Source organism: Anabaena sp. FACHB-595 (genome assembly GCF_048568275.1).
Lineage (GTDB): Bacteria > Cyanobacteriota > Cyanobacteriia > Cyanobacteriales > Nostocaceae > Trichormus.
In genome coordinates this window covers 5,346,834-5,366,561 of the sequence record NZ_CP183473.1, presented here as the reverse complement: position 1 = coordinate 5,366,561, position 19,728 = coordinate 5,346,834, and the positions used below count along the sequence as shown (strand labels likewise).

Below are 19,728 nucleotides of genomic sequence, written 5' to 3'. Positions count from 1 at the left end.
GTTCCTAAAGTTTTCTGTCAGCAACTACTAATCTTAAATTTTGATTAAGAGTTAAATACCAAACAAAATTATACGAGAAATATATACATCTCGTACATCCATATCATCTATATATGTGGATCATCTATATATGTGGTTGCTTAACTGAAGTTTCTTAGATATATTTTTGGCAATGTCTAAAGACAAACAGTTGGCATTTGGCAATTCTATGCCTAGCCTGTTTCTCTGGAAAAGTGATCTCTACGCAACTATTCTATCAATCTATCAGCCCTACTTTTTACGTGGGTAGGTCGTTTGGGTCAATCCCTTGCGATGTCTAAAGACAAGCCGCTTCGCGTCAACGCAGATACTCTGCCAGTCTATCAGCCCGTTGACGTTCTTGTTCAGCCCGTTGATGTTCTTGTTCAGCTTGTTCTTTGAGTGTTGGCAACCAGCCTGCTGCATTATACCAGCGCAACCATAATCCAGTGGTCTGCTGATAAGTACCCTGCCAAAGACCTAAACCCAATTCTATCTCTTCTAACCAAAATCGCTTTTCTGCTAAAGGAATTGACTCGTAACGAGTGCCATTCAGCCGAAAAGCCCGTAAGTTATTCTCGTAGCGGTCATAGACAACGTAGTAAGGAACACGCAAAATCCGTTCATAAACTTCCCATTTTGTTGGGGGTTTGTTCACTTCTCGTAGGGTTTGCCCTAAATCGTCTTGTTCTGTACCTGGTGAAAGTAGTTCAACTACTAAAAATGGGGCAACTCCCTCTTGCCAAATCAAGTAACTTAAACGTAAGTCTTGCTGTTGAGTAGCATTGGATACTCCCAAAACCATGTACCAATCTGGGCGCTTGTACCATAAAGTATGACGGGGGTCATAGTAAAGGTTTAAGTCGCTGGCGAGTAAAATTTCCTCCGGTGGATAATTAGGAGGCTGACAAGTCTCACTGAGTAAATCTGCCTGGATACAATGAAATTCGTCTGGAAAGCCTGATTCCCCTACTAATTCACTGGGTAAATCATACATTGTCGGCATCGTTTCTTGTGGTGAGCAGGGTGGATCAGGTTGATACATGATTTTTACCTCAACGAACTTGCTTAACTTAAACTATCTGGGTCAACGCCTAGAGAACGTAAATATTCTGCCAACAGTTGCGATCGCTCCTGTTCTTGTTGCAATCTTAATTCAGCAACAGTTATCTGATGCTGTGACTCAAATAATTGCTGCTGGGCTATTTTAATTTTAAGCTTTTGGTCAATAGTCAATAGATATCTTCTCCCCAAATCGGATCACCGATGAGTACCGGATTCAGCTAAACTGAAACTTGGTTTATTGCGTTTTATGTAGGCATGGAAATCGGACAAAAGGTTAAGGTGTTTCGTTTGCGCGATCGCGTTTCTGCTCCAATCGCCAAAAAGCTTGGAGAAGTTGGTATAATTGAGGGTTACAAGGTCACTGATGGTGCTGGTATCGGTGTAGTGGTGAAGTTTAACGATAATACTTCCACCTGGTTTTTTGAGGATGAAATCAAACCAGTGTCATAGAAAGAACTCTAGGTAGAAGCTAAGAGTATTTGCCTAGTGTTAAGTTGGAATTGACAAGACCTGCGGTAATTGGAAATCAAGATAATGGCCCTGATATTGACATTTTTGGGCAAAAGTGGTGTAGCGCGAACAAAAATAGCGATCGCCGCAGCCAAGTTATTGGCAAGTCAAGGCAAGCGGGTACTTCTAGCAGGACTGGCAGAACCAGTATTGCCCCTCCTGTTAGAGCAAACCCTAACCCCTGACCCCCAGCAAATTGCCCCCAATCTAGAAGTTGTACAGTTTCAATCTTCTGTGCTGCTGGAACGCAATTGGGAAGAAGTAAAAAAACTTGAGGCGCAATATCTCCGCACGCCCATTATCAAAGAGGTGTATGGTCAAGAACTGGTAGTGTTACCGGGGATGGACAGCGCTTTAGCTTTGAATGCGATCCGTGAATATGATGCCAGTGGTAAATATGATGCGATCGTCTACGATGGCACAGGTGACGCTTTCACCTTACGGATGTTGGGGTTACCAGAATCTTTAAGCTGGTATGTGCGGCGCTTTCGGCAACTGTTTGTCAACTCCGATTTAGGTAAAACTATAGCCGAATCACCCTTGATTCAACCGTTAATTAGCAGCTTTTTCAACGTCAATTGGACAGCAGATAACTTTGCTCAACCTACTAATCAAGTCAATAATTTCTTAGATAAGGGAAAAGAGGCATTGGCTGACCCCAAGCGAGTTGCTGCTTTCTTGGTCACTACAGCAGACCCTCTAGAAGTTGTCAGTGTACGTTATCTATGGGGTAGCGCTCAACAAATTGGGTTGACCATTGGTGGTGTAATTCAGGTATCCTCACAAACAGAAGGCGACCTATCGGCAGAATTTACACCCTTATCGGTGACTGTTGTTCCTGACGTTACCAAAGGTGACTGGCAACCTTTAATAGATGCCCTCCCCAATTTTGTTGAACAAGCCGAACAAGCGCCTAAACCAATAACTATCGACACCCATAATCGTCAGGTACGCCTCTTCTTACCCGGATTTGATAAAAAACAAGTCAAACTCACCCAGTACGGGCCGGAAGTAACAGTAGAAGCCGGTGACCAACGAAGGAATATTTTCTTACCTCCAGCACTCAGTGGTAGACCTATCACTGGGGCAAAGTTCCAAAATAATTATTTGATCATTTCTTTCTAGGTAATGGGTAATGGGTAACGGGTCATAGGTAATGGGTACAGTAACAATTACCAATTACCAATTATCAATTACCGATTACTGATACCTCATTAAGTAAATATTATGTCTGAATCATCTCCTATTACTCCCGACTCCAATCCATCTGAGGCCTTAGCGAATCCCAGCCCAGATATTATCGCCTCTAGTGACCGCACTGCCAAAACCCGGCAGTTATTAGGTATGAAAGGTGCAGCGCCAGGAGAAACTTCTATCTGGAAAATCCGCCTGCAATTGATGAAGCCGATTACTTGGATTCCTCTGATTTGGGGTGTGGTTTGTGGTGCGGCTTCTTCTGGTAACTACACCTGGTCATTGGAAAATGTTTTGAAGGCGGCAACTTGTATGTTGTTGTCGGGGCCACTCTTGACGGGTTACACGCAAACCCTCAACGATTTTTACGATCGTGAAATCGATGCCATTAATGAACCTTATCGCCCCATCCCTTCCGGCGCAATTTCTGTCCCCCAGGTTGTGACCCAAATTGTGCTGTTATTTATTGCTGGGATTGCCGTCGCATTTACCCTGGATTTGTGGGCAGGTCATGAGTTCCCCAACGTCACAGTATTGGCGTTGTTTGGTTCCTTTATCGCTTTTATCTACTCTGCACCTCCCTTAAAGTTGAAGCAAAACGGCTGGTTAGGTAACTACGCTTTGGGTGCTAGTTATATCGCTTTACCTTGGTGGGCTGGTCATGCTTTATTTGGTGAACTCAACTGGAAAATAGCTGTTCTCACCTTAATTTATAGTTTGGCAGGCTTGGGGATTGCCATTGTCAACGACTTTAAGAGTGTAGAAGGCGATCGCCAACTGGGATTACAATCACTACCTGTAATGTTTGGTATCAACACGGCTGCATGGATTTGTGTTGTCATGATTGACGTGTTCCAAGGATTAATTGCAGCTTATCTTGTGACCATTCATGAGAATTTATACGCCGCCATCTTGGTACTGTTAATCATTCCCCAAATCACCTTCCAAGATATGTATTTCTTGCGTGATCCCTTAAAAAATGATGTGAAATACCAAGCCAGCGCCCAACCATTTCTAGTATTAGGGATGCTCGTTGCCGGTTTAGCATTGGGTCATGCGGGAATTTAAAAAGTGCTGAGTGTGAGGTGATATCAGTCGTTCTTTCTTCATTACGAGTTACGAATTGGTATTAAACTTTGAGGAGTATACTTATCGTGTTCCGTCCACTAAAACCTTTCGCCTCTCGCCAACTCCTATGGGGTATGGTTTCAGCAGTATTATTCTTGACAAGTATTGTCATATTTCCTGCACCTACTTGGGCTTCTCATTCTGGGTTGGGGGTTGATAGCGGTCATCTTAGTGCTTGTCCAGCTTCCCCAAATTGTGTTGTCAGTCAAAATGCCGATACTAAACACGCCATTGAACCAATTCCCTATCATATAGACCGCGACAAAGCACGAGAAATTTTACTCAAGGTGCTGACAGTCGTTCCGCGTACAGAGGTTGTAGAACAGACAGATAACTATATCCATGCCCTTTCTAAAAGCCGTATTTTTAAATTTGTTGATGATGTAGAATTTTACTTACCGCCTAATGAGTCAGTGATTCATTTGCGATCGGCATCTCGCATCGGAGATTCTGATCTCGGTGTTAATCGCAGGCGTATGGAGCAAATTCGTCTGGCTTTGCTGGATTTGAATATTTAAGGTAACACCAAAAAATAAATTATCCGAAATTGCTTGTTTGGTAAGGTGCGTCAGTATGAATAATTTCTGAACATAGTTAGGTTCCATCGCACTGACGCACACTACATTTGGACATTTTTTTATTTGGAAGTCCCTAAATACAGGAACAGCTAACCTCAGATAGAAGAACTATAAAAAAACAATATTTACCATATTGTCAGTACATTTTCTATCTGTATATGTCTTCTGTAATCGACCAAAGTTATCGTCGCCGAGAATTATTCCGTGGTATTTTAGCTGTCGCTATCATCATCGTCGGCATCACGCATTTTCTTAGACCAGAGCAGTATGCTCGGATTGTACCACCACCATTTCCGCCATTTACATCAGTCTACATTAGCGGGTTTTTGGAAATTTTGGGTGGTATTGGCTTAATGATTCCATCTGTCAGCGTCGCAGCAGCATGGGGGCTGATTTCCTTATTTATTGCTGTGTTTCCTGCCAATATTTATATGACGCTGCACAACATTCCCATTGATGGTATTCCGCATAATCAATTACTCTATGTGGCAAGATTACCATTTCAAGCGGTGTTAATTGCCTGGGCATACTTGTATACTCGCAGGTCAAACCCTGAGGGGAATTCAAAAACAATGATTTAGCACTTATCACTGCTTATAAACTTTTGCTAACCTGTAGGTTTGACAGTAGTTTTGCTGAGGTTGGTTTCCAAGTATTTTGTATAACATTGGTTGAGCAAAGTCTAAGTAATCCATGAAAACCCTTAATAAGTATGGGTTTTACTCGTGTATAAGCTTGGTTGCTATCAACAATTTATACAAAAAAATCTTGGTTCAGCATGGGTAAGGCAATCGGAATTGATTTGGGAACAACTAATTCTGTTGGTGCGTTTAAGTTAGCAGAAGTAGAGGTAGTGACAGCTAATGACAACACACCCCCAGATAGAAAATTAACGCGATCGCTTGTTGCCTATGACCAGGATAAATTATTGGTAGGAAATCAAGCTTACAATCAGTTACGGGCTGACCCAGAAAATGTGATTGCTTCAATTAAGCGCTTGATAGGTAGGGGTTTTAGTGACCAAGCAGTCAAAAAACAAAGGTTAGAGGTCGGTTACAAAATTACTGAACCTAGCTACGGAACCGATAACAGCATTGCGGTTTGGCTAGGAGGTCAAGAATACAGTCCAGAGGATATCTCGGCTGAAATTCTCAAAAAAGTCGTATCTAATGCCCAAGCTTATCGTCAAGGAATTGGCAAGATAGACGAAGTAATCGACCAAGCCGTGATTACGATTCCTGCCTATTTCAATGACCAGCAACGCTACGCCACCCGTACCGCCGCCCTCAAAGCCGGACTGACACCTTTAGAATTACTACCAGAACCGACGGCGGCTGCTATATCCTATGGTTTTTCGCCAGATAGCGAAGATGTGAAGACGATTTTAGTTTACGATTTTGGTGGCGGTACATTTGATGCTTCCCTGATTACCGCAGCTGGTACTTCATTTATTGAACAGGGAAAAGCGGGAGATTTATGGTTAGGTGGGGATGACATCGATTCTCAAATTATGAACTTTGTCAAAACCCAAGTTGCCCAGGAGGAGAAAATTGGGGATATTGACGGCTTAATAGCCAAAATGCCTTATTACCAAAGGCTAAGATTTAACGCCGACCTGAAAATGGCTGTAGAACGTGCCAAGGTTGAATTAAGTAGCGCCCAAGTAGCACGGATTAGCCCAGCAACTCAATTACTGGATGAATTAGGTATTGCCATTCCTATTGAAGTAGAAATTACTCGCCAGCAATTTGAGGCGATGATTAGTGACTTGGTTGATCGTTCAGTGCAGATTTGCCGCCTCGCCTTACAAGATGCAGAATATCACTTGGAAATGGTGGATATAGTGTTGTTGGTTGGGGGGTCTTCCCAAATTCCTTTAGTACAACGCAAAGTTAAAGAAGCCTTTGGTAATAATAAGGTGGTTTTGCATCCGCGGCCGATGTATGCGGTGGCAGAAGGGGCGGCGATTGTGGCGGCTGGGCAAACAGATAAAGTTACAACAGTATCCCGTGATTACTACATCAAGTTGCTAGACGATCGCTATAAAGTGATTAACCGTAATGATATCCTGCCTGTAATCACATCCCACACCTTCAAAACTGTGGCTGATGGACAACGGTTAATTCACTTCCAGTTTTTTAGCCCTGACCAGGTGAGGGAAGAATTGGATGGGGTCGATAAACAAGAAAGTATCGGGGATATGTGGTTGGGTTTAAACGAGGTTTATCCCAAGGGGACGGAAATTTTAGTGAATTTGGAGTTAGACGAGAAAAATAGCGCTTTAAAAATGACAGCCACCCTAAAAAATGACCCGGCAGAAAGAGTGAGTTGTACATTTTCGCGGGGTCGCTCGGATGAGAAAATTTACAGGGAACTAGAAGTAGCGATCGCTGAACTCAATCATCAAGACTTAACTCAACTTGGGGTAGAAGAAGCATTGAAGTTAGCAGTTCCAGTAGTCAAATTAGCTAACGGTATTATCGATCCTAAAACTGAGGAAGAACGCATCGATAAACGCGATGACGCTCAAGTAACTTTGCAGAAATTCCAAGTTTCCATGTCTAAGGAAGCTTTGGAAGCGGAGTCTCTGATGAATGAATGCGATCGCATTGTCCAAATCTGCGGTTTTCTCATTCCTCAACCACAAAAGGAAAGATTACAAAAGCTGAGTCAAGATTTGCAAGGGGCAATTAATACCCATGACCTATCGAGAATGGAATCTTACAGTGAAGATGCTAGACGAGAACTTGATAATCTACCAAATGAAGTCCAAGTCATTCAAGCTAGTTTGTTAGCTATCCGCCAAGCCAGGCAAGTTGCACCCACCCAAGCCAGCGCCATGTCAGATAAACTCTATCGTCTACTCGAAGCGATGGAAAATGGTAATGGACAAGAAAGCGATCGCTTGTGGCAAGAATTACAACCAGATGTGAAACTTTGGCTCAATCAGGAATTACCGAGCAATATGATTGCTACAGGAATCAGCCGATGATGCAAATGAATTGTCCTGTATGTAGTTACCAAGATATTACAGGCGATACTTGCCCCAATTGTGATGCTGATTTACGTGTAATTCGGATGCTGCAAGCGTTACCGCAAGTCCCCACTCAATCGCCGTGGCCATTAAGAATCGCCCTGTTGCTGCTAATTATTGCCATAGGTCTGGGAGTGGCGACGAATTTTATATTTTCTCGACCGCAGTTAAATACAGTAGTTATTACTCAACCAAGCCCTGTTACACCCCAAAAACCACCAGAACCAACCACCTACACAGTTCAAGCGGGAGATAATCTCAGTGCGATCGCTCAGAAATTGTGTGGTCAGGGAGTTTCTTTGCAAACAATGGTGCAAGCCAACCCCCAACTCATAGGAAGAGAAAACTATCTAGAGGTGGGTCAGGTGTTGAAAATTCCTCATTGCCAGGAGGATATTTAATGAACCTGCTGGAAAGCTTAAATAAATTAACTAAGAATCATTTAGGAATAGGAATTGTTGATGCTTGGCTGAAAGCACCACAAACGAAGGAAGCGAGCCAAAAAGCCGCACAACTAGCCCAAACAAAACACCTGCGGGAAGCCATCACCATCGCCGAAAAAGCCTTGAGTTTTTGGTCGAGAAAACCCGGTTTTTGGGAACGGTTGATTTGCCAAATCCTTTTAGGTAAGCTGGTGAATCAACTAACTCAGCAATTACAAGAATGGCGCAAACAAGTAGGGATGGTTGACAAACAACTTGCTAGTGCTAAAACTCTGCTCAAACTAGATACTGGCGATCCTTGGGAAACCACAAACCTGGCAAATATCATTACCATTTATCAGCGTTGTAGCAAGATTCTCCACGATGAGAGAATATTGCAAGCAATTAACCAATATCAACAAGAACTACGGAAACGCCACCAGTTCCAAGGATTGGTAAAGCAAGCCGAATCCCTGGCAGAAAATCTATTTTTTAAAAATGCGATCGCCACTTACCAGCAAGCTGAACAACTTTACTCTACACAGGCTGTAACACAAGCCATTGCTACCGCTACACAGCAAGTCCCACAAGAAGAACTGTACGCCGCGAGTTTACAAAGAGTGCGACAAGGGGAAACGGAAGGAAAGCTACGGGGAGCGATCGCCCTTTTAGAATCGGCTTTAGTTAGATTTCCCCGCACAGATGGACGTGAGTTACTACACAAACTCAAATCACTAGTTAAAGGTAGGGAACTATTTCGCCGAGGTTTAGCAGCAGAAGAAGTTGGTGATTTCCCCACAGCTATTTCTTTATATGAAAATGCTGAATCCCTATTGCCAGAAAGTACTAATTGCCGCATCAGGTTAGGCTTAGTAACAATTAAAATTCAAGACTGGGAAACAGCATTATCTTACTTGGAAGATTTACCGGGAGAACAAGCGGCATATCTCCGGGGATTTGCTCATGCACAACAGGAAAATTTACAAATAGCCTATCGAGAATGGCAAGGTTTATCGGGCGCACAAATCAGTGAACAACGAGAAATTCTTAAAGTTCTCAGCCAAAGACAACGGCTATGCTCTCTACAAAATATTGAAGAATTAGTTAAGGCTGAAAATCTAGAACAAGCTAAAATAGCTAGTACAGAATTTACCCAAAAATTTGGTTTTAACAAGTTAATAGAAGAAAATCTCCAACAACATATCCAGCCACGTCTTGAAGCAGCAGTTTGGCAAGGATATCACTGGAAAGTTATTAGCCAACAAGCTGAAAATGATTGGATTGCCAACCCTAATATTATTAATTTACACAATTGGGCAGTAGCCAATTACTATCACGCTCAAAAGGACTCAACTCATCTCATAAATTTAATTATTTCCTTATCCACAGCCTTAGCGAATCTCCACAAAGATGTCAACCTTCAAGATGTACCTTGGCTGGGAAGCAAACCTGTTGATTTCAACTTAGTATTTAACCAAATAAAAAATAGGATGGAAACGTTTATTGATACTATAAAAGATAAAAATATTGATAATTATTTAAAGTTTCGTGATTGCTGGCGATTGGAAACCTTAGCCCTAGAAATAATGGGTCAGCCTCCAATCAAAGGAATAAAAATCAACGATATATTTTTAACTCCTGGTTGTTATAATCATTATCTCGCTCTCGCCCAAAGCAATAATTTCAATCAAATAGATCCTAACCAAAAAATTCTACATTGCTTATACACAAATTGGGGATTAGCAGTAGCAGCTTGTGTGGCAGGAGATAGCCAAAGAGCAATTAAACTTAAACCTATAAATCCAGCAATTTCTGAGTTAGAAATATTTGCTAATAACTTTGTTGCTTACTATGAAGGATGCTATTACCTACAACAGCATAAATGGCGTGAGGCAATTAATCCACTCAAGCAAGCAAAATCAGAAATTCAGGTTAATAAAGAATGGCAAAATGAAGTAGATAGACTTTGCTTATTACAGCGTCAAGACATCTCCGAAGACCATGAACATTTAGTTCTTGCCCAATTTTGGTACGATATTTTAGACAGTCCCAAGGCGAGAAATTATTTAGCTGAATACAAAGCAGAAAAAGTCAGAGAGCAAGTTGCTAATAAACAGATATCTAAGCAGAAAGCTCTTAAAGAACTAGAGAAAATTAAACTAATTGATGCTGATAATCCGATTGTCATTGATCTAATTCAGCGAATTGAAGTGGCATTAGCAGTAGAAGTAATTGAAGAACTTTTAAATAAAAATAATCTGGAAGGAGCAGTGAATTTTGCCAAACAAAACCGACATCCTAAGGTTAAAAATATAGTCACTGAAATTTGTGTAGATATTTTAGTCGATGGATTTAAGACCCGAAAAGTGGGCTTTGAAGAGATTTATGATTTAGGTCGTTGGGCTTATGAACTTAGTCCTGATGAGCCAAACATCCAAGAAATCTATCTGATTAGCCAAGAACTACATCAAATCCATCATCTCATCAAACGCGATCGCTATGAAGAAGCTGTCCGCCGCACCCAGTCCTCACAATACGATGCGATTCGTTCCTATGTGGGTGACTATTTCATGATGACCTTGATTAGAGGAATTAAAAGTGAAACATTATCTACTCATTTAGTCCATCAATTAGGTCGTTGGGTTTATGAACTTTGTCCTTATGACCCAGATTATCAAGAAATTTACCACCGACTAAATATCCGTTGAACAAAGGTGAGATATGGAACAGAATCCTTACGATATTTTGGGTATATCTCAAGCAGCATCAAAAGCTGAGATTACCAAAGCTGTAGCAGTGGCGATGAAGCGCAAGCAATATCCTGTAGATGTGATTGCGAAAGCCCAAAAAAGCTTGATGAAGCCAGAAGAACGCATCATCGCTGACTATTTACGTCCTATATTGCCTCCTATCAAACGTTTTAAATATAGTGACTTATCCGCCTTAGCAGAGTCCGCCCCCACTTTAGTTATATTGCCAGAATTTGATGGATTGGAAAAGGCGATCGCTCAAGCAACCCAAGAAGAAAACCAAGAACGAGAACCCTTAAACATACCCCTAGCAGAACTCTTAAGCGAGGGTATCACAGCTTGCCAAGAGAGACGTTACCCGAAAGCCATAAAATATTTAGAAGACTACTGCCACATCTGTCAAGACAGCCATACTCAAGCTTATATCCAAGCCCAGATGTGGCTAATTAGAGCTTATCAGCTAGGTGGACAATTACAAAGAGCCGTGGCACTCTGCCAGATTTTAGTGAATCATCCCCATCCCCAAGTGCAAACTTGGGCAAACAAAACTCTACCTCATTTATCAAAAGAGATGTCCCGTGTCTGACTCACCCTCAATTTATCTCCAAGTTACCAATTGGCTAAAATCCAAATTCCTTGGTACAAAGTCGGAAATCCCCACATCTTCCCCAGATGTAGCTACATTTATCGAAAACCGCTATCTTCTGACTCAAGCACAAAGGGACTGGTTAATCCAAGAATTTAGCAGCTTACAAAAGCAAAATACCTCATTCCAGCAATCCTTGCGAGAACAACAAACTCAAACCGCCGCCAATACTGAAGATTTATTCTTAGAACTCCTAGAAGTTACCGACGCACTCGAAGCCTTACTCAATTACCTAGAAAATAACCCAGACCCCAGCCCAGAGTTTTTCCAGCGCTTACCCAAGTCTGTAGCCGCAGTCCATCGTAAATTTCTCAGCGTCCTCAGCAAGCGCCAAGTTTTGCCGATAGAATTGCAGAGTGACCAACCCGATTTTAATTTCTGTCGAGTCGTAGACCGGGAAATTAGAAATGATGTAGAAGACCAGACAATTACAAAAATTGTCCGTCAAGGTTTTCTCATGGGTGAGAAAGTTTTACGTCCCACAGAAATTATTACATCAAAATCAGAACAGAATTAAAAACAGCAGCCAGAAAAAATCATGACTGGTACTCCATCCTTACAAATACCTATAAAGCAAAATTACCAACCACAAGCAGCTGATACAAATATCGATGCTGATATTTATTTTTTTACTCGTTTGCAGCAACTTTCCCTAAGTCAAAGAATAAAAATGTTTGTTGCACATGAACGTGGGATAAAAAAATTATGTCTAGCAGGAATTAAATCTCGCCATCGCCATACGTCCTTAGAGGAAATTAGGTGTATATTTACGCGTGCGGTGCTAGGTGATAAATTGACTGCTGATTTCCAACCAATAGGTATTAATGAAAGTATGTGGATTCAAGACTCAATTACCCTTGCAGGTGAACTACACCAAATTTTTGAGTCAATTAATATTCCTTACTATGTTAGTGGTGGTGTCGCTAGTTCTATTCATGGTGAGCCTCGTTCAACCCGTGATTTAGATTTGGTGATAGAAATCCAACCCGACCAAATTGATTTACTAGTAGTGACATTAGAAACTGCGGGCTATTATTGTCCTGTAGGTGCAATTGAGGAATTAAAACGAGGTCGAGAGCAAACGCTCAACATTACTCATACAGAAACTATTGCTAATGCTGATCTTTATATCACAGATGCTTCACCATTTGCATTATCGCAGATGGCGCGTCGCATTTTACCTGATTTAGATGGTATATCCCCTTTTTGGGTAGCTTCTCCAGAAGATACAATTTTACAAAAGTTGTTATGGAGTCGTCATAGTCAATCAGAAAAACAGTGGCGTGATGTATTGGGAATACTCAAATTACAAGCGCTTAATTTAGATTATGCTTATCTTACACAATGAGCTGAAGACCTCAATTTAGTTGATGCTTTCAGCCGAGCTTTAAGTGAAGCTGGTTTATAATCTTCTTCAACTGGTCGCGGCATTAGTGAGCGATATTGATAATTTAATAAACTTCATCGTGGCTACCAATATCAACCAATAAAATAACCATTTCTAACAAATTTTCATCCTCAGAGAAAGTAAATATAATTCTACAATCATAAGTAACAGAACAAGACCACAAACCAGCTAAATCTCCTGTTAACTTATGAGACTTTAAAGAAGTTGTAAATGGGTCGTCTGCTAAAAGCCTTAATACCTTAACTATCTGATCCTTTAATTGTGGTTTTTTCTTGATAATTTTCTTGAAAGAGCGCTTAAATCCACTACTCCAGACAACTTCCATCATCGTCTCCTAGTAAATCAGCGATCAAATCATCAACGCTTCCTCTCTTTGCTGTCCCATCTTTCAAAGCCTGCATTACTTCCTGACTATTAGCCAAAATTTCAACTCGTCGATTCTCAATTCTTTGCTGGCGAAGAAACTCAAATAAATACTCTTGATCTTCTGTGGGCAAACTTTCAATAGAATTAATAATTTCTTGTAAAGTCATCATAGAACTTCCTAATCTAGTAAATTCTACCTTTCCTAACTCTATTTTAACGTGAGTTCGACAAGTCTTTTCTGACCTCTCCCCCAGCCCCTCTCCGACGCGGAGAGGGGAGTAAAGAAACCAGGCAATTTGCAGTTAGGTTTAATTTAGCCCTTATACTTAGAGGATGTTTGAAAATTTTCTATTAATGTTCATATATTTCTAACGGCAGATCATCCGGGTCTTTAAAGAAAGTAAATTTCTTCCCGGTAATCTCATCAATTCTAATATTTTCTACCTCTACATCATGAGATTGTAAATAAGCAACAGTCTCTTCTATACTCTCAACCGCAAAGGATAAATGTCTTAAACCGCAAGCTTCTGGAGTGCTTGGCCTTTGGGGTGGGTTAGGAAAAGAAAACAATTCAATTTGAGTATTTTCGTTAATCCGTAAATCTAATTTATAGGAATTTCTGGCAGCGCGAAAAGTTTCTTGAATAATTCCTAAACCTAAAACTTCCACATAAAACTTTTTTGAGCGCTCATAGTCAGAACAAATAATAGCTACGTGATGAATACCAATGGTTTTCATATAGTAATCCTAAATGATTTACGAGAAAATGCCATACTCATGTAACTTAGATCAGACTTACGCATGAAAACGAAAGATAAAGGGTTTGGACAAGGGTATAGGGGTATGAGGGTATAAATGCTTGAAACCCTTACACCCAGTCTCAACAGATAACCTGTTTGCGTAAGTTCTATTATATAAGTCAAATATTTTACAATGTACAGATAGCTCAAATCAACTCTTGACCGACGGTCGGTCATCGTATTAAGAACCATCGAGGCAATACCTATGGTAAGCTACGTTAGCGCCTGTTGCTAATGGCATGATATCAGAAGCTAAAAAATTCTAAATTCTTAATCCCATAATTACTAGATCCCTTTCCACGCCATCCAAGTCTGCAACTTGGGGTAAATATCCCCATTTCTGAAACCCGAAAGTTTCAAACAGGTGTAAACTTGGTTGATTGTGAGCGAAAACAAACCCCAATAGAGTTTTTAAACCCAAATTGGGACTTTCCACAATTGCTTTGGCTAACAATTGCTTACCTAAACCGCACCGATGAAAAGCTGGGGCGATGTAAATGCTAAGTTCAGCCGTTGCAGCGTAGGCTGGCCGTCCGTAAAATGATTGGAAACTCAGCCATCCAGCAATTACTCCCTCTTGTTCGATTACCCATAGAGGACGAAAGCTAGGCGATCGCCCCTGAAACCAAGCAAGACGGCTTTCCACTGACACTGGTTCTAAATCAGCAGTTGCCATGCGGCTAGGAACAGCAGCATTATAAATGCCTATAATTGTAGGCAAATCAGTTGTAGTCGCATGACGGATGGTCATCACTACCAAATGGAAGATAATTTTTAGAAAATACTTACAAATAATACATCTTTAATAGTAATAATTCTATGGGATTAGTACTTTATTTTGACAATATCTGTAGGTTGAGTGCTGTCCACAAAAACCATCATCCTGTGGGCAATTTATAGCTTACAGATGCGGATATTTTGTTAATAATTACATCGAATTTCTGTAAAGATTTCTCCGTTATTGTCAGAGATTGATTACAAGATATTCATTCCTCTTGAACTTTTAGAAAGCAGGAATGATATTTTTTGATAGCCAATGCTTTCAATTCTTGAATGTATAACGACCTGATGAACTTGCTGAATCTTTGTGCAACCATCTGAAAAATGGTTCTTCATAGATCCTCTCTCTATAGTTCTATTCTATTAAGACTATTTTGCCTAAAAATAAGAGTATTGGGACATCTATATTCCAGCCAAGGATAGAGTATTAATTTATTATTTCTAATTAACGTGAAGATAGTAGCTAATGGTTAACTTTAATCAGCATGGTTGATAATTTATCTAAAGATACCCATCATATAGAAGACAAACAAGAGACTAGTAATTCTATTGAATTAGAACTTTATCAATTCCTAAATAAACTGAAAACCGGAGTTTGGCTACTAGGGATTCCATCTTGGCTATTTGGACTAACAGATAGAAGTATGTCTGCCTTTGCCGATGGTTGTCTATCTACAAGAGAGATTTTTCAGCTTTTGACAACATCATTTTTCTTCATAAGTTGGTTGTATTTAAAGCCAGAAAATGGCTCCGGTGAAGAGGTAGGCTTATTATGTCAAAATCAAGCAAGTCGATTTGAACTGAAAAAACGACACATGATTAGCCAGGAGTATATTCTCCCCTTTCCTTACCTTTGCCAAATTTATCATCTCTTAAATCTTAAACATTTAGAAACTATTCACAAATTCAGTTTAAATAATTTAAGAGTGCTAAGTATCAGTGACTTTCAACAAACAAAATTTGGGGGAATCATCAAATTCAACACACTCTTAGATTCGCCCATCAATGCTTTGAGGATTTGGAGACAACCGATAGTAGAAGTAGATTTAATTTTACATACTCCTTATACAATTGAACTGAGCATCCCAGTTTACGATAACAAAAGAATAACGGTAATATTTTATGCTTTTCCTCTCAACGAGCGAGAACACCAGTTATTTATAGAAATCTATAGTGACCTAGATTGGCCAAAACCATTGTTACAAATATTATTACATTTTGCATCTTGTTTAACTCTCTTTGAAGACTTACCTTATCTACGTAATTTGGCTGAAGTCAATATAGAACGTTTATTCAAATTAAGCAGATTTTCTAAACAAGCAAATATGCTGCTGTTTAAAAGATTTGTGGAATTATATGGCTCAAGTGGAGACAGAATTAAATTGCTGGAGGGAAGTAATGGAAATTAGAAACGATTGGAGCATAATGAACTAATAACTATTGATTGCGATGGGCTGCGCCCCTCAGTAGGCGATCGCTACTTCCTTGAGAATGGCCATTGGGCCATGTTGCTTGAGGATTTGCATTTCCGACTCGTTTTTCACTAGCAAAGCACCAGCAAACCCTAAGGAATTTACAGAAATGGATTGGAAGTCTTCTTGCGATCGCGGTACGATTAACATCCATTCTCTAGTTGCTAGTAAATTATAAGCACCCGATTGTCTATCATCATCAACCGCCCCTAAACCCACAGCACGCAGTAATTTATGGTAAATTTCTAAAGTTGCGTCAGCCCCCATCATCGGAGAATCTACCCAAGCAGGCTGTAAACTAGCGAAAGCATGGACGAATGGAAGCCCTGGTATAGTTGCAATAGATTCCTCGAATTTTGCCGATGCTAATAGTGGTGCAATGGGTATCTGCGGTGCTGATGCTGTAAATGGTAACGGTACTAGTTGCAAGTGTTTATGTCGCTGGCTAGCACCTGCAATTTTGCCTCCGTTGTAGAATGCTAAACCATCAATTCCCGCTAAACACGCCCACATTGCAGTAAAGTCCGCTAACGTTAGCAACTTTTCCTGCTCTTCAAAATCACGGGTGATAATCAATAAGTGATAGTCAACAACATTAAATTTATTAAATATACATACATGAGTGTCTGAAATATCCGCTACAAATAAATCCTGTTCGTAAGGAAGAAAGGGGTTAAACTCTTTACCAGCAGATTTTTTATCTCGTTTTTTCTTATCTGCGTTTTTACGGGTAAGGTTAGATAAAATTCGCACCAAAAAATCAACCCCATCCTGCTCAACAAATTCAAATTCCGTAGGTATCGATAGCAACGCACCACAATTTAAAGCATATTCCGTTTGTTTTTTTACCTGTTGCCATAATGTGTCTGGTTTCAGTGAGATTTTTCCTTCAGTCATAGTCACGTCGCTTTACTCCGCATTCAATTTCCCGCTTTCTCAGATGACTTAAACACAAAACTTAAAAACTCCACTCATAAACTGAGCGGAGTTTTGTAAATTTTATTTGCCTAAATTGTTAATGTTTTAATCTGAAAACCTTCAAAACACGCTCATAATTGTGATGATACTAGCGCTGGTTAAAGCGATCAAACCACCCATCATTACATACTCACGTAATGGAGTCGGCAATTTGGTATTCTTCATTTTTGTAGAATCCCTTAATATAGCTGTTGTACTTAAAGATATCAGTTTCCGTATAAATAACTATAAAAGCAAGTCAAAACTTAAAATAGCGTAAACCTTCTTAGTAAATGTGAGAGTAATTACTTAACAGTCCATGAGCCAATAATTTTAGTTAGAGAAACTAAATGATTAGTAAATGATATTATTAATTTTTTATTAATAAAGTTTGAATATATAAATGTGCAGCAGTACACTCTCCTGAGAACGTATATCTTTTAAAGTAGTAATTTCCGTACAATATAATTACCAAGAAACTGGGTCTAAAGCCCCGTCCTTGAAGGACGGCTTTGATTATGGTATAATATTTGCGTAGGATTTGTCCACGTAAAATGATTGTTTTAGAGTTTAAAGCTAAAGGCAAAACAACTCAATATGTAGCCATTGATGAGGCGATTAGAACCTGTCAATTCGTTCGCAACAAAGCTATTCGTTTTTGGATGGATAACCGAGGTGTAGGGCAGAAAGACTTATATCGTCTTAGTAAGGTTCTCAGACATGAGTTTTCTTTTGTCAAGGCTTTGAACTCTAGTGCTTGCCAAGCTTCTATCGAACGGGCTTATAGTTCTATTGCTCGTTTTTACGACAACTGTAAAAAGTCTGTTCCAGGTAAGAAAGGTTATCCACAGTTTAAAAAAAACAACCGTTCAGTTGAATATAAAACCTCTGGATGGTCACTTTCTGAAACTAGAAAGCAAATCACTTTTACTGACAAAAAAGGTATTGGCAAACTCAATCTAAAGGGAACGTGGAATTTAAACTTCTACCAATTGGAGCAGATAAAACGAGTTAGGTTAGTCCGTCGTGCCGATGGGTATTATGTTCAATTCCTGATTAGCGCAGATAACAAAGTAGAAACACAACCGACTGGTAAAACCATTGGTTTAGATGTTGGTTTAAAAGAGTTCTACACCGATAGCAACGGACATACAGAACCTAACCCTAAGTTTTATCGCACAGGAGAGAAGCGTCTAAAGTTTAGACAAAGGCGCGTTTCAAGGCATCAGAAAGGCTCTACCAATCGCAAAAAAGCCCTTAATAAATTAGGGCGAGTACACCTCAAAATAAGTAGGCAACGTGAAGAACACGCTAAGAGAGTAGCGCGTTGCGTAATCCAATCTCACGATTTGGTCGCCTATGAAGATTTGAGGGTTAAAAACTTAGTTAAGAATCACTGTCTCGCTAAATCTATTAATGATGCTGGTTGGTATCAATTCAGAAAATGGTTGGAGTATTTCGGTGTGAAATTTGGCCGGATAACTGTAGCTGTTAATCCTGCGTACACAACAAGCCAATGCTCTAATTGTGGCGCAGTAGTCAAAAAATCTCTATCCACAAGAACTCATGTTTGTGAATGCGGATTTGTGATGGATAGAGATTGGAACGCAGCGATTAACATTCTGAAACTAGCCTTGGGTACTACGGGTCACGTAGGAACCTGGATCTATGATCCGAACGCTTCAGGAGATTCGTCCTCTACTCATGCTGGAGAAATCTTGTGTGAGCAAGTTGGGTCTATGAATGAAGAATCTCCGCACTTATAGGGCGGAGAGTGTCAACTATATTCCCTCATATCCGAGAGAGTTGTGTGCCTTTTTAGTCTAAAATTAATTTTAATCAAGGTAACAACATTTAACGGAAACTCTCATGACAGCTTCTACGGCATTTAAAACCCAAACAAACGAATTTAATTTAGATGAATTAAATCAACAGTTTGAAACTGCCACTCCTAAAGAAATTCTGGCATGGTCTATAGAGCATATCCCCACAGGGTTGGTACAAACTAGCGCCTTTAATGTGGATGACTTAGTAATTACCCATATCCTTTATAGTGAACTCAAGCAACCAGTACCTGTAATCTTTCTCGATACTCTGTTCCACTTTCAACAAACTTTAGAACTCGTTGCTAAAGCGAAAGAAATATATAATCTAGATTTACAAACCTACAAAACTCCAGATGTAGATACCCGTGAAGCCTTTACTGCTAAATACGGCGAAGCGCTTTGGGATAAAGATATTACGCAATTCCACCACGTTACCAAAATTGAACCTCTACAACGTGGTTTAGATGAACTTAATACCGTTGCTTGGATTACTGGCCGTCGTCGCGATCAAGCCGTTACCCGCGCGAATATGCCTGTATTTGAATTAGATGGCAAAGGTCGTTTGAAAGTAAATCCCTTAGCAGCTTGGACACGTCAAGATAGCTGGGATTACGTAGCTGAACATAAAGTAATTTATAATCCTCTACACGATCAAGGTTATCCCAGTATTGGCGATGAACCCATCACCACCAAGGTAGGCGAAGGCGAAGACGAACGCGCCGGACGCTGGAGAGGAAGCAATAAAACTGAATGTGGGATTCACATTTAGTCCAT

21 protein-coding genes are annotated in these 19,728 nt (G+C 40.2%); 14 read left to right on the top strand and 7 right to left on the bottom strand.

Features of this window, described 5'->3' with window-relative positions; translation table 11 throughout:
* Positions 1 to 337: 337 nt before the first annotated feature.
* On the bottom strand, positions 338 to 1,063 hold the full coding sequence (locus tag ACN222_RS22390; protein WP_010998617.1) for a Uma2 family endonuclease: 726 nt from the start codon (positions 1,061 to 1,063) through the stop codon (positions 338 to 340).
* 23 nt (positions 1,064 to 1,086) lie between these two features.
* On the bottom strand, positions 1,087 to 1,254 hold the full coding sequence (locus ACN222_RS22385) for a hypothetical protein (RefSeq protein WP_190449778.1): 168 nt from the start codon (positions 1,252 to 1,254) through the stop codon (positions 1,087 to 1,089).
* Positions 1,255 to 1,338: 84 nt separating this feature from the next.
* Between ACN222_RS22385 and ACN222_RS22380 the strand changes: the two genes are divergently transcribed.
* The 11 genes from ACN222_RS22380 to ACN222_RS22330 all read left to right on the top strand — a co-directional run bounded on the left by ACN222_RS22380 (position 1,339) and on the right by ACN222_RS22330 (position 12,693).
* Positions 1,339 to 1,533, top strand: coding sequence for a DUF2862 domain-containing protein (locus tag ACN222_RS22380; protein ID WP_010998615.1), 195 nt, complete (start codon positions 1,339 to 1,341; stop codon positions 1,531 to 1,533).
* Positions 1,534 to 1,617: 84 nt separating this feature from the next.
* Entirely contained in the window at positions 1,618 to 2,718 is a 1,101-nt protein-coding gene (locus ACN222_RS22375; protein WP_010998614.1) for an ArsA family ATPase, read from the top strand.
* Positions 2,719 to 2,820: 102 nt separating this feature from the next.
* Positions 2,821 to 3,855 carry a chlorophyll synthase ChlG gene (chlG, locus tag ACN222_RS22370; RefSeq protein ID WP_010998613.1) on the top strand — a complete coding sequence of 345 codons (1,035 nt, stop codon included), beginning with the start codon at positions 2,821 to 2,823 and terminating at the stop codon, positions 3,853 to 3,855.
* 86 nt (positions 3,856 to 3,941) lie between these two features.
* Complete coding sequence (locus tag ACN222_RS22365) at positions 3,942 to 4,433, top strand: DUF1499 domain-containing protein (RefSeq protein WP_010998612.1); 492 nt, start codon at positions 3,942 to 3,944, stop codon at positions 4,431 to 4,433.
* Between the two features lie 218 nt (positions 4,434 to 4,651).
* Complete coding sequence (locus ACN222_RS22360) at positions 4,652 to 5,074, top strand: DoxX family protein (RefSeq protein WP_010998611.1); 423 nt, start codon at positions 4,652 to 4,654, stop codon at positions 5,072 to 5,074.
* Between the two features lie 197 nt (positions 5,075 to 5,271).
* Positions 5,272 to 7,485 (top strand): Hsp70 family protein, encoded by a 2,214-nt coding sequence (locus tag ACN222_RS22355; RefSeq protein ID WP_044522197.1) that lies wholly within the window; start codon positions 5,272 to 5,274, stop codon positions 7,483 to 7,485.
* A 5-nt stretch (positions 7,486 to 7,490) separates the two neighbouring features.
* Complete coding sequence (locus ACN222_RS22350) at positions 7,491 to 7,928, top strand: LysM peptidoglycan-binding domain-containing protein (RefSeq protein ID WP_419756875.1); 438 nt, start codon at positions 7,491 to 7,493, stop codon at positions 7,926 to 7,928.
* The gene (locus tag ACN222_RS22345) at positions 7,928 to 10,657 is read left to right on the top strand and encodes a tetratricopeptide repeat protein (protein ID WP_010998608.1); all 2,730 of its coding nucleotides are present in this window, start codon (positions 7,928 to 7,930) and stop codon (positions 10,655 to 10,657) included. The genes ACN222_RS22350 and ACN222_RS22345 overlap by 1 nt, the downstream gene beginning before the upstream one ends.
* A gap of 13 nt (positions 10,658 to 10,670) precedes the next feature.
* Positions 10,671 to 11,285 carry a hypothetical protein gene (locus ACN222_RS22340; RefSeq protein ID WP_010998607.1) on the top strand — a complete coding sequence of 205 codons (615 nt, stop codon included), beginning with the start codon at positions 10,671 to 10,673 and terminating at the stop codon, positions 11,283 to 11,285.
* Positions 11,278 to 11,862, top strand: a complete 585-nt coding sequence (locus tag ACN222_RS22335) for a nucleotide exchange factor GrpE (RefSeq protein ID WP_010998606.1) — start codon at positions 11,278 to 11,280, stop codon at positions 11,860 to 11,862. Before ACN222_RS22340 ends, ACN222_RS22335 begins: the two co-directional genes overlap by 8 nt.
* Positions 11,863 to 11,883: 21 nt before the next feature.
* Entirely contained in the window at positions 11,884 to 12,693 is an 810-nt protein-coding gene (locus ACN222_RS22330) for a hypothetical protein (RefSeq protein WP_419756874.1), read from the top strand.
* A gap of 103 nt (positions 12,694 to 12,796) precedes the next feature.
* Here the strand turns inward: ACN222_RS22330 and ACN222_RS22325 are convergent, their stop codons facing one another.
* From ACN222_RS22325 to ACN222_RS22310, 4 genes are all read right to left on the bottom strand, one after another.
* Positions 12,797 to 13,078: a type II toxin-antitoxin system YafQ family toxin gene (locus ACN222_RS22325; RefSeq protein ID WP_044522191.1), complete on the bottom strand. Its 282-nt coding sequence runs from the start codon at positions 13,076 to 13,078 to the stop codon at positions 12,797 to 12,799.
* Positions 13,059 to 13,289, bottom strand: a complete 231-nt coding sequence (locus tag ACN222_RS22320) for a hypothetical protein (protein ID WP_010998603.1) — start codon at positions 13,287 to 13,289, stop codon at positions 13,059 to 13,061. The genes ACN222_RS22325 and ACN222_RS22320 overlap by 20 nt, the downstream gene beginning before the upstream one ends.
* Positions 13,290 to 13,470: 181 nt before the next feature.
* Positions 13,471 to 13,857 carry a VOC family protein gene (locus ACN222_RS22315; RefSeq protein WP_010998602.1) on the bottom strand — a complete coding sequence of 129 codons (387 nt, stop codon included), beginning with the start codon at positions 13,855 to 13,857 and terminating at the stop codon, positions 13,471 to 13,473.
* Between the two features lie 324 nt (positions 13,858 to 14,181).
* Positions 14,182 to 14,670 (bottom strand): GNAT family N-acetyltransferase, encoded by a 489-nt coding sequence (locus ACN222_RS22310; protein WP_044522189.1) that lies wholly within the window; start codon positions 14,668 to 14,670, stop codon positions 14,182 to 14,184.
* A 514-nt stretch (positions 14,671 to 15,184) separates the two neighbouring features.
* Between ACN222_RS22310 and ACN222_RS22305 the strand changes: the two genes are divergently transcribed.
* Complete coding sequence (locus ACN222_RS22305) at positions 15,185 to 16,108, top strand: hypothetical protein (protein ID WP_010998600.1); 924 nt, start codon at positions 15,185 to 15,187, stop codon at positions 16,106 to 16,108.
* A 54-nt stretch (positions 16,109 to 16,162) separates the two neighbouring features.
* On the opposite strand, the gene ACN222_RS22300 is transcribed toward ACN222_RS22305, so the two are convergent.
* Positions 16,163 to 17,068, bottom strand: a complete 906-nt coding sequence (locus ACN222_RS22300) for an ATP adenylyltransferase family protein (protein ID WP_044522187.1) — start codon at positions 17,066 to 17,068, stop codon at positions 16,163 to 16,165.
* A 614-nt stretch (positions 17,069 to 17,682) separates the two neighbouring features.
* On the opposite strand from ACN222_RS22300, the gene ACN222_RS22295 reads away from it, so the two are divergent.
* Positions 17,683 to 18,894 carry an RNA-guided endonuclease InsQ/TnpB family protein gene (locus ACN222_RS22295; RefSeq protein ID WP_010998598.1) on the top strand — a complete coding sequence of 404 codons (1,212 nt, stop codon included), beginning with the start codon at positions 17,683 to 17,685 and terminating at the stop codon, positions 18,892 to 18,894.
* Between the two features lie 103 nt (positions 18,895 to 18,997).
* Positions 18,998 to 19,723: a phosphoadenosine phosphosulfate reductase gene (gene cysH, locus ACN222_RS22290; RefSeq protein ID WP_010998597.1), complete on the top strand. Its 726-nt coding sequence runs from the start codon at positions 18,998 to 19,000 to the stop codon at positions 19,721 to 19,723.
* Positions 19,724 to 19,728: the final 5 nt, after the last annotated feature.

What these genes read in the sequence shown, in the direction of transcription:
- ACN222_RS22390 (WP_010998617.1), bottom strand. Translation starts at nt 1,063, where the DNA reads ATGTATCAACCTGATCCACCCTGCTCACCACAAGAAACGATGCCGACA.
- ACN222_RS22380 (WP_010998615.1), top strand. Translation starts at nt 1,339, where the DNA reads ATGGAAATCGGACAAAAGGTTAAGGTGTTTCGTTTGCGCGATCGCGTT.
- ACN222_RS22375 (WP_010998614.1), top strand. Translation starts at nt 1,618, where the DNA reads ATGGCCCTGATATTGACATTTTTGGGCAAAAGTGGTGTAGCGCGAACA.
- chlG (WP_010998613.1), top strand. Translation starts at nt 2,821, where the DNA reads ATGTCTGAATCATCTCCTATTACTCCCGACTCCAATCCATCTGAGGCC.
- ACN222_RS22360 (WP_010998611.1), top strand. Translation starts at nt 4,652, where the DNA reads ATGTCTTCTGTAATCGACCAAAGTTATCGTCGCCGAGAATTATTCCGT.
- ACN222_RS22355 (WP_044522197.1), top strand. Translation starts at nt 5,272, where the DNA reads ATGGGTAAGGCAATCGGAATTGATTTGGGAACAACTAATTCTGTTGGT.
- ACN222_RS22350 (WP_419756875.1), top strand. Translation starts at nt 7,491, where the DNA reads ATGAATTGTCCTGTATGTAGTTACCAAGATATTACAGGCGATACTTGC.
- ACN222_RS22345 (WP_010998608.1), top strand. Translation starts at nt 7,928, where the DNA reads ATGAACCTGCTGGAAAGCTTAAATAAATTAACTAAGAATCATTTAGGA.
- ACN222_RS22340 (WP_010998607.1), top strand. Translation starts at nt 10,671, where the DNA reads ATGGAACAGAATCCTTACGATATTTTGGGTATATCTCAAGCAGCATCA.
- ACN222_RS22330 (WP_419756874.1), top strand. Translation starts at nt 11,884, where the DNA reads ATGACTGGTACTCCATCCTTACAAATACCTATAAAGCAAAATTACCAA.
- ACN222_RS22325 (WP_044522191.1), bottom strand. Translation starts at nt 13,078, where the DNA reads ATGGAAGTTGTCTGGAGTAGTGGATTTAAGCGCTCTTTCAAGAAAATT.
- ACN222_RS22320 (WP_010998603.1), bottom strand. Translation starts at nt 13,289, where the DNA reads ATGATGACTTTACAAGAAATTATTAATTCTATTGAAAGTTTGCCCACA.
- ACN222_RS22315 (WP_010998602.1), bottom strand. Translation starts at nt 13,857, where the DNA reads ATGAAAACCATTGGTATTCATCACGTAGCTATTATTTGTTCTGACTAT.
- ACN222_RS22310 (WP_044522189.1), bottom strand. Translation starts at nt 14,670, where the DNA reads ATGACCATCCGTCATGCGACTACAACTGATTTGCCTACAATTATAGGC.
- ACN222_RS22305 (WP_010998600.1), top strand. Translation starts at nt 15,185, where the DNA reads ATGGTTGATAATTTATCTAAAGATACCCATCATATAGAAGACAAACAA.
- ACN222_RS22300 (WP_044522187.1), bottom strand. Translation starts at nt 17,068, where the DNA reads ATGACTGAAGGAAAAATCTCACTGAAACCAGACACATTATGGCAACAG.
- ACN222_RS22295 (WP_010998598.1), top strand. Translation starts at nt 17,683, where the DNA reads ATGATTGTTTTAGAGTTTAAAGCTAAAGGCAAAACAACTCAATATGTA.
- cysH (WP_010998597.1), top strand. Translation starts at nt 18,998, where the DNA reads ATGACAGCTTCTACGGCATTTAAAACCCAAACAAACGAATTTAATTTA.